The following is an 11,820-nucleotide window of genomic DNA, read 5'->3' on the forward strand; positions in this document are numbered from 1 at the left end:
GTCGTGCTTCCGCTCGCCGAGCTGCACGCGGCTCGGCTCGACGGTGAACTCTTCGCCGTCGATGAGTGCTTCTCCCCCGTCGACGAGGTCGAGAGCCTCTGGCTGAGGGCCGAGGCGCTGCGCCGGAGCGCGGGGACCCGCATGATGGCGGAACTCTCGACGGCCACGTGGCTCTTCGGCGTGCGCGCCGCGGCTCCGAGAGTGCACACGATGTGCGTGCCGCGCTCCGACCGGATCAAGGTGCCGCCTACGCCGCGTTACGTCGTGCGTGAGGTGACGCACGATCCGGATGACGTCGCGCGCGTCTGCGGCATCGGCGTGACGGTGCCGGCGCGCACGCTGTTTGACCTTGCGCTCACGAAAACGGAGGGCCGGGACGATGACGCGCTGGGCGTCCTCGTGCGCTGGCCCGAGCTCGCCGAGGGGTGTGCGCGGCGAATCGAGGCCGCCCGCAATCTGCCGGGCAAGATCGACGCGCTTCGCAGCGTGGGGCGCTGGGAGCGGATGGCCGCCGTCAGCCGGCGTTGACCCGATACACGTCGTAGACGGCGTCGATGCGCCGCACGGCGTTCAGCACGCGGTCGAGGTGGGTCGTGTCACCCATCTCGAACACGAAGCGGCTGAGAGCGAGACGATCGCTCGAGGTCGAGACCGTCGCGGAGAGGATGTTCACGTGATGCTCGGAGAGCACCCTCGTCACGTCCGAGAGCAGCCCGGAGCGGTCGAGCGCCTCGACCTGGATCTGCACCAGGAAGACGCTCTTCGACGAGGGGGCCCACTCGACGTCGATCATGCGTTCCGGTTCACGCAGCAGATCTTGCACGTTGTGGCAGTCCGCCTGATGCACACTCACGCCGGAGCCGCGCGTGATGAAACCGATGATGGGGTCGCCCGGCACCGGTGTGCAGCACTTCGCGAGCTTGACGAGAATGTCGGGCGCCCCTCGCACCAGCACACCGGAGTCGCTGTTGCGCAGCCGGTGACCGCGGACGCGGGCGGGCGGGGGGAGCTCGGTGACGTCGCTTTCGGTCTCCGACTGCAGCGAGGCGACGACCTTCTCGAGCACGGACTGCGTGCTCACGTGGCCCTCGCCGATGGCTGCGTACAGCGCAGAGACGTCGTCGTACTTCATCTGGGCGGCGACCTCGCCCAGCGAGTCCTGGGACATCAACCGCTGGAGGGGAAGGTTCTGCTTGCGCATCGCGCGGGCGATGGCATCCTTGCCCTGCTCGATCGCCTCGTCGCGGCGTTCCTTCGTGAACCACTGGCGGATCTTGTTGCGCGCCCGAGGGCTCTTCACGAAGTTGAGCCAGTCCTGGCTCGGTCCCGAATCGGGGTTCTTCGAGGTGAACACCTCGACGACATCACCGGTCGACAGGGGCGATTCGAGGGGCACGAGGCGGCCGTTCACCTTGGCGCCCATCGTGCGGTGACCGACCTCGGTGTGCACGGCGTAGGCGAAATCGACGGGGGTCGCACCGCTCGGCAGACCGATGACACGGCCCTTCGGGGTGAAGACGTAGACCTCTTTCGCGCCGATCTCGAACCGCAGCGAGTCGAGGAATTCGCTGGGGTCGGCGGTCTCGGCCTGCCAATCGGAGATGTGCGCCAACCACGCCATGTCGGCATCGACCTTGGTCGAATCCGACTTGCTGCCCGCGACGCGTTCTTTGTACTTCCAGTGCGCGGCGACACCGAACTCGGCGCGCTGATGCATCTCCTCCGTGCGGATCTGGATCTCCACGGCACGCCCCTCCGGGCCGATCACCGTGGTGTGCAGCGACTGGTAGAGGTTGAACTTCGGCGTGGCGATGTAGTCCTTGAACCGACCGGGCATCGGCGTCCACCTGGCGTGGATCTGCCCCAGCACGGCGTAGCAATCGCGCACCGAGTTCACGATCACGCGGATGCCCACCAGGTCGTAGATCTCGTCGAACTCGCGCCCTCGCACGACCATCTTCTGGTAGATCGAGTAGTACTGCTTCGGACGTCCGACGACCTTGCCGCGGATCTTGGCGGACTTGAGGTCATCGTTGATGGCATCCGTCACACTCTGCACGACCCGCTCGCGCTCCGGCGAGCGCTGCTTGACCAGGTTCTCGATCTCCACGTAGAGCTTGGGATAGAGCACGGCGAAGGACAGGTCTTCGAGCTCCCACTTGATCGCCTGGATGCCCAGCCGGTGGGCAAGCGGCGCGTAGATCTCGAGCGTCTCCGTCGCCTTGCGGGTGGCTTTCGCCGGTGGTACGAAGCCCCAGGTGCGGGCGTTGTGCAGGCGGTCGGCCAGCTTGATGATGAGCACACGGATGTCTTTGGACATCGCGACGATCATCTTTCGCACGGTCTCGGCTTGCGCGCTCTCGCCATACTTGACCTTGTCGAGCTTCGTGACGCCGTCGACGAGCATCGCGATCTCGTCGCCGAAGTCCGCGCGCAGCTCGTCGAGCGAGTAGTCGGTGTCTTCGACGGTGTCGTGCAGGAGGGCCGCCGCGATCGCCTTGGAGCCGATGCCGAGGTCCGCAAGGATCTGCGCCACCGCGACCGGGTGCGTGATGTACGGTTCGCCGCTCTGTCTCGTCTGGCCCTCGTGTGCGCCGGCCGCCACTGCGTAGGCGCGCTCCATCAGCGCCAGATCCGCTTTCGGGTGGTGCATTCGCACCGTCTTCAGCAGGGTGTCGACGGCACCCGCAGGCTGCTGGGCTCGGGAGAAGATGCGCGGCACGAGTCGGCGCAAAGAGGCGGACTGCTGCGTTGTCGTGTCGACCATCAGCATCGCCTCCCGACAACCATTATCGTGACTCGGTTCCGGCGTCGCCCGAGGGTCCGCTGACAGCGGAGACCAGCTCACCCCCTGACGCCTGCCAGGCGACGATGCCGCCGGCGATGTCGACGACGTCGTAGTCCGCATCCGCCAGAGCGTCGGCCACCATCAGCGAGCGCTGACCGAGGTGGCAGATCACCGCGATCCTCGCGTCGTCCGGCAGCTCTCCCTGACGGAGTGCGAGCTCACCGAGCGGGATGTGGTGTGCTCCGGGAGCATGGCCGGACTGCCACTCGTAGCCTTCCCGCACGTCGAGCAGCCACAGCGAGCCGTCTTCGACGAGCGGAATGGCCTCCGCCGCCGAGATCGAGCTCGCCGGTGCACCCGTCACTTGGCGGGGACCGCCTCGGTCGACGGAGCCTTCGCTCGCGCAGCGAGAACCTTGCGATCGTGTTTGGCGATCTCCTTCTCGCCGTGTCGGAAGTCGGCATACAGCGGCGCCGCGATGAAGATCGTCGAGTACGTGCCGATCAGGATTCCGATGAACAGTGCGAGCGAGATGTCGCGCAGCGTGTCGGCGCCGAGCACGAACGCTCCGATGAACAGGATCGCGGCCACCGGTAGCGCGGCGACGACCGCCGTGTTGATCGACCTCACCAATGTCTGGTTCACCGCGAGGTTGACCGACTCCGCGAACGTGTGTTTCAGAGCTTCCTTGTCTTCACGCGTGTTCTCGCGGATCTTGTCGAACACCACGACGGTGTCGTACAGCGAGTAGCCGAGAATCGTCAGGAATCCGATCATCGTGGCCGGCGTGATCTCGAAACCGACGAGTGCGTACACACCCGCCGTGATGATGAGGTCGTGGAACAGCGAGATGATGGCCGCTGCCGACATCTTCCACGTTCGGAAGTAGAGCGCCATGGCGATGAACGCGAGCAGCAGGAAGACCACGAGGCCCTGGATCGCCTGACGCGAGACGTCGGCACCCCAGCTGGGCCCGATGTATGTCGACGCGACGTTCTTCTGCTGCACCCCGTAGGCGCGGCCGAGGTTCGCGGCGACCTGCTTGGTCTGGTCGGTGGTGAGCTGGTCCGTCTGCACCTGGATGCCGGCACCGCCGGTTCCCCGGGTCTCGCTGACCTGCACGGCCGCGTTCGGCTTCACATCGTGCACCGCCTGCTCGGCCAGCGACTGATCCGTGGTGGAGACGTTCGAGACGGTGAACTGCGAACCGCCGCGGAAGTCGATGCCGAAGTTGAAGCCGCCCTTGGCGATCGGGATGATGATCGACGCGATGATGAGCACCGCGGCGATGGCGTACCAGATCTTGCGTTTGCCGACGAAGTCGATCGAGCGCGCACCGGTGTAGAGGTCGTTGCCGAACTTCTGGAAGCGTGTCGCGGGCATCAGGACTCCTTCTCGTCCTTCTCGTCCTTGCCACCGTTCGCGGCGACCAGTTCGGCCTGCTTGCGCTCGGCGATGGTCTGGCGTCGAGCGGCCTCACGGCTGCTGGAGGCGCGCTTGCCATCGGAGACGGCGGTGGAGGTGCGGAACTGTGCGGCTCCGCGGTAGACAGCGCCCAGAGCATCCGGATCGAGCCCTGAGAGTCGATGCCCGCTGGAGAAGAACCGGGTTCGCGCCAGCAATTGCAAGGTCGGGTGCGTGAACAGGATGACGATGAGCACGTCGAGCACCGTGGTCACGCCGAGTGTGAACGCGAAGCCCTGCACGTTGCCGACGGCGAGCACGTACAGCACGATGGCCGCGAGCAGGTTCGTGGACTTGGACGCGTAGATGGTGCGCTTCGCGCGCTTCCAGCCCGCCTCCACGGCGGATTCGAGAGTTCTCCCGTCGCGCAACTCGTCGCGTATTCGTTCGAAGTACACGATGAACGAGTCTGCGGTGAATCCGATGGCCACGATGAGACCTGCGACACCGGCGAGAGACAGTCGATAGTCGATGCGCCACGACAGGATCGCGATCACGAGGTACGTCAGCAGGGCGGCGACGACCAGCGAGGTGATCGTCACGAGTCCGAGCAGTCGATATTGGAAGAGCGTGTAGATCACGACCAGAAGCAGACCGATGCCTCCGGCGATGAGACCGCTCAGCAGTTGAGCGGAGCCAAGGGTGGCGGAGATGGTGTCGGAGCTCTGCACCTTGAAGCTCACCGGCAGGGCGCCGAACTTGAGCTGGTCGGCGAGCGTGGTCGCCGAGGTCTGGTCGAAGCTTCCGCTGATCTGGGCCTCACCGTTGGTGATCGCGCCCTGCATCGCAGGAGCCTCGAGCACCTTGCCGTCGAGCACGAAGGCGAAGCGCGAACGCGGATCGCTCGAGTCCTGGCTGTAGTACCCGTAGAGCCGCGTGCTCACCGCCGCGAAGTCCTTGGTGCCCTTCGAGTTGAAGGTGAGGTTCACGACCCACTGACCGGTCGTGTTGCCGCTGGAGTCGGTCGCGATGCCCGCCGTGGCGTTGGTGATGTCGGATCCTTCGACCTCGACGGGGCCGAGCAGGTACTTCGCCGACAGCGTGTCGTCGCATGTGATCAGCGGTTCGTTCGCAGGCGCCGAATTCGTGGAGTCCTTCTTCAGCGACGAGCAGTCGAACGCGTCGTACTGCGCTTGCAGGGCAGGGGTGACCCACGCGGTGTCGCTGCCGTTCGTCGGCTTCGACGTCGGAGTGGACTGCAACGACGGTGCCGGCGACGGATACGGCGTGGTCTTGCCGTTCGATCCGACGAACGTGTTGGTCGGCGATCCGGTGAGCAGAACCGGACGCAACTCCATCTTCGACGACGACTTGATGCGGTTCATCGTCGCCTGGTCGGGCGTGCCGGGAATCGCGACCACGATGTTGTCGCTGCCCTGGGTGCTGACCTGGGCCTCCGACACACCCGAAGCGTCGACGCGCTCGCGGATGATCGACACCGCCTGGTTCAGCTCGTCGCTGCTGATGGTCTGACCGCCCTCGAGCTGGGGGGTCAGGATGATCTCGGTGCCGCCCTCGAGGTCGAGGCCGAGTTTCGGCATGAAGCTCGCGCCGGCGAACAGCACGCCGCCGCCGAGCACGAGCCCGAGGACGACGACGATCGCACCGAGCCAGACCAACGATCTGGACGCGTTCCTCACCGGAGACGACTTTGCCACGGCAGAACTCAGCTTTCTATACGCGTGCGGCGACCGATGCCGGTCGCCGCACGAAGGCAGGAAGGACTACTCGTCGGTCTTCTTCGACTCGGCGGTGTCCGAAGCGGTGCCGGCATCCTCGATCCGCTCGCCGTACTGCGGCTTCTCGTCGGTGGCTGCGGCCTCGACCTCGGTGTCCGCGGAGTCGGCATCGACCGTCTCGGTGGTCTCCGGCATCGTCTCCACGCGGCCGATCGTCTGGCGATGCACCGTGAGGATGTGGCCTGGGCTCGTCTCCAGCTCGACCTTGTTGTTCTCTTCGTCGATGGACACGATCGTGCCGAACACACCGAAGTTGGTCATGACCGTCGCGCCGGGAACGACCTGCTTCTGGAGCTCCTGCTGCTGCTTCTGCCGTCTACGGCTGCTGCGGAACATGAAGAAGATCAGGACCGCCAGAATGACGACCATGACGATGGTCAGTGTTGTCTGATCCAAAGTGAATGAAACCTTCCGAAATGAGGGGGCGTGCGACAACCACCTCATCGTTCATGGGGGCTGCGGGCTGCTACAGGATTATAGGTCATCCGTGAAGAGCGCTTGCTGCGCGCCTGCAGTGGGCCTTCTGGGGATTCCCAGATGATCCCAGGCCATCGGCGTGGCCACACGCCCTCGCGGAGTGCGCGTGATGAGGCCGATGCGGACGAGGAACGGCTCGACGACCGACTCGATCGTATCGGCCTCTTCGCCGACCGACACGGCCAGCGTGTTGAGCCCGACCGGTCCTCCGTCGAACCTGGTGAGAATGGCCTGCATGACGGCGCGGTCGATGCGGTCGAGTCCCAGCTCGTCGACGTCGTAGAGCTCGAGAGCCTGTCGCACGGCACTGCGATCGGCGCGTCCGCCGTGCACGAGCGCGTAGTCGCGCACACGACGCAGCAGGCGGTTCGCGATGCGCGGAGTGCCGCGGCATCTGCCTGCGATCTCGGCGATTGCATCCCTGTCGACCTCGAAGTCGAGCAGCTGTGCGGCCCTGGTGAGAACCTGCTCGAGCTCCGCGTCGTCGTAGAACTCGAGATGTGCGGTGAAGCCGAAGCGGTCGCGCAGGGGGTTGGGCAGCAGCCCTGAGCGCGTGGTCGCGCCGACGAGTGTGAAGGGCGCGAGGTCGAGCGGGATCGAGGTCGCCCCTGCGCCCTTTCCCACCATGATGTCGATGCGGAAGTCCTCCATCGCCAGGTAGAGCATCTCCTCGGCGGAGCGCGCCATGCGGTGGATCTCGTCGATGAAGAGCACCTCGCCCGGCACGAGCGACGACAGGAGCGCCGCCAGATCGCCGGCATGCTGGATGGCGGGTCCGCTCGACATGCGCAGCGTGCGTCCGCTCTCGTGCGCGACGATCATCGCGAGCGTCGTCTTGCCGAGGCCGGGCGGACCGGCGAGCAGAATGTGGTCGGGCGTGCGTTCCTGCATGCGGGCGGCCGTCAGCAGCAGTTGAAGCTGACCACGCACCTTCGACTGACCGACGAACTCCGCGAGGGATTTCGGTCGCAGTGCACCCTCGAACGCGAGCTCGGCCTCGGACTGCGCCTCGGGGGTCGTCAGGTCGTCGCTCATGCCTGCTGCCTCGCCGTCGGACCGAGACGGGAGAGCGCCAGCCGCAGGAGTGCCTGCACGGTGTCACGCTCCGGTTCCGCGTATTCGTCGACCAGCTCGCGCACGACATCGGTGGCGGTCTTCTCGGCCCAGCCGAGCCCGACGAGGGCGATCACGACACTGTCGGAAACGTCCGAGCGCGGAATCTGGGCGACGTTCTGCACCGGCCTGGCCGGAGCGAACAGCTTGCCGGTGAGCGAGACGACGATGAGCTTGGCGGTCTTCGGCCCGATCCCGCTGACCTTGCGGAAGGCGCTGTCGTCGTCGGATGCGACAGCGAGTGCGATCTCGTCGGGCGACAAGGCGGCGAGCACGCCGAGCGCGGATTTCGGTCCGACGCCGGAGACCCCGATCAGGGCGTCGAACACACCCAGGTGCTCACGTGCGGGGAAGCCGAAGAGGGCTATCGATTCCTGGCGAACGATCATCGACGTGTAGACGATCGCCTCCTCGCCGGTGCGCAGGCTGCGCGCGTGATCGGGCGTGACCTGTACCGCGTATCCCACTCCACCGACGTCGATCACGGCGACGCCGTCGGATGCCTGCAGAACTGTTCCGCGAAGGGAGGAGATCACTTCGCAAGCCTACGGGTGCCCACCGACCCTCTCGCGGTCTTCTCGGCGGCGCGCCACGCCTGTTGGGCCGGTGTCAGGGACACGCCCCCGGCATCCGGTCGCACCAGCGGAGCGTTCCAGGCGTGGCAGATGGCGATCGCCAGCGCGTCTGCCGCGTCCGCCGGCTTCGGTATCTCGGTCATGCCGAGCACCTTGGCCACCATGTTCTGCACCTGTCGCTTCTCGGCGGTGCCGTATCCGGTGATGGCGGCCTTGACCTCGCTCGGTGTGTGCAGCCCGACGGGGAGATGGCGTTTCGCCGCGGAGTGCAGCGCGACACCGCTGATCTGCGCCACGCCCATCACGGTGCGCACGTTGTGCTGGGCGAAGACGCGCTCGATCGCCACGGCGTCGGGCTTGTGCTCGTCCATGAGCGCCTCGATGCCGTCGCCGATCGTGAGCAGTCGACGCTCCAAAGCGAGGTCGGGGGCTGAACGGATGACCGTCACGGCCACCAGGGTCGCCCTCCTGTCGGGCGCGACGTCGACCACACCCACGCCGCAGCGGGTCAGTCCGGGGTCGATCCCGAGCACCCGCACCACGGATGCCTACTCGTCGTCTTCGAGCTCGGCCTGCACCTCGGGGCTGAGGTCGAGGTTGGTGTACACGTTCTGCACGTCGTCGGAGTCTTCGAGCGCGTCGATCAGGCGGAACACCTTGCGCGCGGTCTCCGCATCGACGTCGACCTTGACCTGCGCCACGAACTCGACATCGGCGGAGTCGTAGTCGATGCCGGCATCCTGCAGCGCGGTGCGCGTCGCGACCAGGTCGCTTGCTTCGGTGAGCACCTCGAACGACTCGCCCTGCGGTGTGACCTCTTCGGCTCCGGCGTCGAGAACCGCCGTGAGAACGTCGTCCTCGCTGGTGCCCTCACCGGGGACGACGATGACGCCCTTGCGGTGGAAGTTGTACGACACCGAACCCGGGTCGGCCATCGTGCCGCCGTTGCGAGTCATCGCCGTGCGCACATCGGCGGCCGCGCGGTTCTTGTTGTCGGTGAGGCACTCGACGAGAAGGGCGACGCCGTTCGGGCCGTAGCCCTCGTACATGATCGTCGTGTAGTCGATGACCTCGCCCGTGAGGCCGGCACCGCGCTTGATCGCACGATCGATGTTGTCGTTCGGCACCGAGGTCTTCTTGGCCTTCTGCACGGCGTCCACGAGCGTCGGGTTGCCGGAGAGGTCGGCGCCGCCGATCTTCGCGGCGACCTCGATGTTCTTGATGAGCTTCGCGAACGACTTCGCGCGACGCTGGTCGATGACGGCCTTCTTGTGCTTCGTCGTCGCCCACTTGGAATGCCCGGACATAGTGCTCCTGCTCGAGAGAAAACCTGGGTGCACGTGACGCACCGCCTACCAATTGTAGGGTGCGGGCGCGACTGCGCCCTCGAAGGGCGAGCCGTGGTTGCGAGGATGCTGTCGCCCAGCCCGTTCGCGCACTCATCCCTTCGGATGAAAACCGAGCTCGACGGGGCCGTGCAGCTCCACGCCCGCCCTATCGTGACGGCATGACCGCAGACCTCGCGCAGACCCTGCACACCGACCGGAGCCGGCAGATGGCGAGGCTGACGCTTTCGATCGTCCCGCCGTTGATCGGGGCAGGCTTTCTCATGCTGTGGATCTTCGCTGAGACTGGGCGAGCCGGGCTTGTCGAGAAGATCATCTCGTTCGTCTTGCTTTCGATCACGATCGGAATCTCTGGCGTCTTACCCCGGATAGCCCTGTGCCTTGTCGTGCTGACACCACTCGGTCAGTTCGCCGGAGTGATCCCTGCTCCGGAGTCGACGACGTGGCCTTCGTACCTGGCCGTCATGATCGTCGGATTCTTCGTCGGGATGCGCCGGGATGCGGTGCGCTGGCCGTACGCGGTCGGTGCGGGATGCCTCGCAATCCTGCTTGCAGCCCTCAATATGGTCTTTCCGCATTCGTTCTGGCCCCCGTCGACCGGCGAAGTGGCTCCGGCAGTTGCCGGGTTTCCGCTCTCCCCTGCGTACGGCTGGGTGAGTTGGATCGGGCAGGGCGGGATATTCTCCCCGGTCGGTGTCCGGCAGGCCGCCTGGATGGTCATCCTTGTCTTCGGCCAGTTGCTGCTTCTCGCCTTCGCCGGGTGCACGTTGTATCTCATCTCTTGGGCGGCCGGGCAGGCCACGAGCCTTCGTGGCGTCGAACGGGCTGTGGAGTGGACGTGGGCACAACTCGGCCGCGCCGGCGACGATCTTCGCCGTGAGCAGGAACGCGCGGCGATCGCACGCGATGTGCACGACACTCTCGCGCACTCGCTCGCCGTGGTGGTTGCACAGGCCGAAGGCGGGATCGCCGCCGCGGCATCGGATGACAGTGCTTCGAAACGTGCTCTCGCCGTGATCGCCGATGTCAGCCGTGAGGCGCTCATCGACTGCCGGTCCCTGGTGGAGCGGATACAGGTCGAGACGGGCGTCGAGCGACAGCAGCCGACGACCACCGATGTCCCGGCGCTCGTCGAGCGGATGTGTGGACTCGGGATGACGGTGCGCTATCAGATACTCGGCGGGCAGCAGCCGCTTCCTCCGTCGCGACACCTCACGTTCTACCGCATCGTGCAGGAGTCGTTGACGAACGCACTCAAGCATGGCGGCACGAAGTCGGAGGTCACCGTCACCGCTGACTGGCGGGGCTCAGGTCTCGCGTTGCTCGTCGCCTCCCGTGGCGCGGAGATCAACAACGAAACGGGCGGCGGAGCCGGTATCGCAGGCATGCGTGAGCGGGCGCGGCTCGCCGGCGGATGGCTCAGTGCAGGACCAGGTGATGACGGGGACTTCGTGGTCACCGCGTACCTGCCGTTCGCACAGTACAGCGACCGAGAGAGGGAGACCGTCGATGTCTGAGATCACAGGAGCCATGGTGGCAACCCCGGATTCGCCTGGTGAAGCGAAAGGCTCGCCAGCGCCGATTCGCGTGCTGATCGCTGACGATCAGCCGCTCTTCGCCGACGGCCTGCGCATGCAGCTGGAGGCACAACCCGACATCACGTGCATCGGTGTGGCCGTTGACGGCGACGGCGCAGTCGAGTTCGTGCGGGAGCTCTCCCCCGACGTCGTGCTGATGGACATCAGGATGCCCGGGGTCGACGGCATCGAGGCTACGCGCCGCATCACGGTGGTCGACGGCGCCCCACCCGTCGTCGTGCTCACGACGATCAGGCAGGACGAAGCGGTGTACCACGCCCTGCGGGCTGGTGCCGCGGGATTCCTGACGAAGGATGCGACGCCGCACCAGGTGATGGCGACCATTCGCGAGGTGCATGGCGGCGACTTCGTGTCTTCAGACGGCGACTCGGTCGGCCTCGTCCAGACGAATGCTCCGGTCGTTCGGGTGCGCGAGGAGGCGATCGATGCGCTCAGCCCACGCGAACGTGAGGTCTTCCTGCTCCTGGCCAAGGGACTCGGCAACGCCGAGATCGCATCGGCCGGCTACCTGAGCGAGGCCACGGTCAAATCACATGTGCGGTCGATCCTGCAGAAACTCGGGCTTCGCAGTCGCGTACAGGTGGTCGTCTTTGCATACGAGAACGGGCTGGTGCGGGCGTGACGACTCGTCGCCGGCCGATGCGAGCCGGTGTCCACCCCTGGGATGTCGATCGTGCAACAGTCGATGTCGACGTCACCTGGATCGTGCGGGCGACCCTT

At 66.0% G+C, this 11,820-nt stretch carries 12 protein-coding genes; 3 read left to right on the forward strand and 9 right to left on the reverse strand.

All coding sequences use genetic code 11. From position 1 onward, the window contains the following. Positions 1-3: 3 nt before the first annotated feature. Positions 4-528, forward strand: coding sequence for a type IV toxin-antitoxin system AbiEi family antitoxin (locus tag FPZ11_RS02760; RefSeq protein ID WP_168203720.1), 525 nt, complete (start codon positions 4-6; stop codon positions 526-528). Here the strand turns inward: FPZ11_RS02760 and FPZ11_RS02765 are convergent. The 9 genes from FPZ11_RS02765 to FPZ11_RS02805 form a co-directional block, all read right to left on the reverse strand. Further along, positions 515-2,767 (reverse strand): RelA/SpoT family protein, encoded by a 2,253-nt coding sequence (locus FPZ11_RS02765; RefSeq protein ID WP_146318186.1) that lies wholly within the window; start codon positions 2,765-2,767, stop codon positions 515-517. The two genes, FPZ11_RS02760 and FPZ11_RS02765, sit on opposite strands and share 14 nt — an antisense overlap. A 22-nt stretch (positions 2,768-2,789) precedes the next feature. Then, a complete protein-coding gene (locus tag FPZ11_RS02770; RefSeq protein ID WP_246846496.1) occupies positions 2,790-3,152 on the reverse strand; it encodes a rhodanese-like domain-containing protein in 363 nt (120 codons plus the stop codon). Then, a complete protein-coding gene (secF, locus tag FPZ11_RS02775; protein WP_146318188.1) occupies positions 3,149-4,171 on the reverse strand; it encodes a protein translocase subunit SecF in 1,023 nt (340 codons plus the stop codon). The genes FPZ11_RS02770 and secF overlap by 4 nt, the downstream gene beginning before the upstream one ends. Beyond that, positions 4,171-5,910: a protein translocase subunit SecD gene (gene secD / locus FPZ11_RS02780; RefSeq protein WP_146318190.1), complete on the reverse strand. Its 1,740-nt coding sequence runs from the start codon at positions 5,908-5,910 to the stop codon at positions 4,171-4,173. The genes secF and secD overlap by 1 nt, the downstream gene beginning before the upstream one ends. 66 nt (positions 5,911-5,976) lie before the next feature. Beyond that, positions 5,977-6,387, reverse strand: coding sequence for a preprotein translocase subunit YajC (gene yajC / locus FPZ11_RS02785; protein ID WP_246846498.1), 411 nt, complete (start codon positions 6,385-6,387; stop codon positions 5,977-5,979). A 78-nt stretch (positions 6,388-6,465) separates the two neighbouring features. Next, entirely contained in the window at positions 6,466-7,503 is a 1,038-nt protein-coding gene (ruvB, locus tag FPZ11_RS02790) for a Holliday junction branch migration DNA helicase RuvB (protein ID WP_146318194.1), read from the reverse strand. Then, positions 7,500-8,117 carry a Holliday junction branch migration protein RuvA gene (gene ruvA, locus FPZ11_RS02795; protein ID WP_146318196.1) on the reverse strand — a complete coding sequence of 206 codons (618 nt, stop codon included), beginning with the start codon at positions 8,115-8,117 and terminating at the stop codon, positions 7,500-7,502. Before ruvA ends, ruvB begins: the two co-directional genes overlap by 4 nt. Further along, entirely contained in the window at positions 8,114-8,695 is a 582-nt protein-coding gene (gene ruvC / locus FPZ11_RS02800; protein ID WP_146322653.1) for a crossover junction endodeoxyribonuclease RuvC, read from the reverse strand. The genes ruvA and ruvC overlap by 4 nt, the downstream gene beginning before the upstream one ends. A gap of 9 nt (positions 8,696-8,704) precedes the next feature. Beyond that, positions 8,705-9,463, reverse strand: coding sequence for a YebC/PmpR family DNA-binding transcriptional regulator (locus tag FPZ11_RS02805; RefSeq protein WP_146318198.1), 759 nt, complete (start codon positions 9,461-9,463; stop codon positions 8,705-8,707). Positions 9,464-9,663: 200 nt separating this feature from the next. Between FPZ11_RS02805 and FPZ11_RS02810 the strand changes: the two genes are divergently transcribed. Further along, complete coding sequence (locus FPZ11_RS02810) at positions 9,664-11,019, forward strand: sensor histidine kinase (RefSeq protein WP_146318200.1); 1,356 nt, start codon at positions 9,664-9,666, stop codon at positions 11,017-11,019. After that, entirely contained in the window at positions 11,012-11,722 is a 711-nt protein-coding gene (locus FPZ11_RS02815) for a response regulator (RefSeq protein ID WP_367889427.1), read from the forward strand. Before FPZ11_RS02810 ends, FPZ11_RS02815 begins: the two co-directional genes overlap by 8 nt. Positions 11,723-11,820 lie beyond the last annotated feature (98 nt).

Source organism: Humibacter ginsenosidimutans (assembly GCF_007859675.1).
GTDB classification, from domain to species: Bacteria; Actinomycetota; Actinomycetes; order Actinomycetales; family Microbacteriaceae; genus Humibacter; species Humibacter ginsenosidimutans.

What these genes read in the sequence shown, in the direction of transcription:
- FPZ11_RS02805 (WP_146318198.1), bottom strand. Translation starts at nt 9,463, where the DNA reads ATGTCCGGGCATTCCAAGTGGGCGACGACGAAGCACAAGAAGGCCGTC.
- FPZ11_RS02765 (WP_146318186.1), bottom strand. Translation starts at nt 2,767, where the DNA reads ATGGTCGACACGACAACGCAGCAGTCCGCCTCTTTGCGCCGACTCGTG.
- FPZ11_RS02815 (WP_367889427.1), top strand. Translation starts at nt 11,012, where the DNA reads ATGTCTGAGATCACAGGAGCCATGGTGGCAACCCCGGATTCGCCTGGT.
- secF (WP_146318188.1), bottom strand. Translation starts at nt 4,171, where the DNA reads ATGCCCGCGACACGCTTCCAGAAGTTCGGCAACGACCTCTACACCGGT.
- FPZ11_RS02810 (WP_146318200.1), top strand. Translation starts at nt 9,664, where the DNA reads ATGACCGCAGACCTCGCGCAGACCCTGCACACCGACCGGAGCCGGCAG.
- ruvB (WP_146318194.1), bottom strand. Translation starts at nt 7,503, where the DNA reads ATGAGCGACGACCTGACGACCCCCGAGGCGCAGTCCGAGGCCGAGCTC.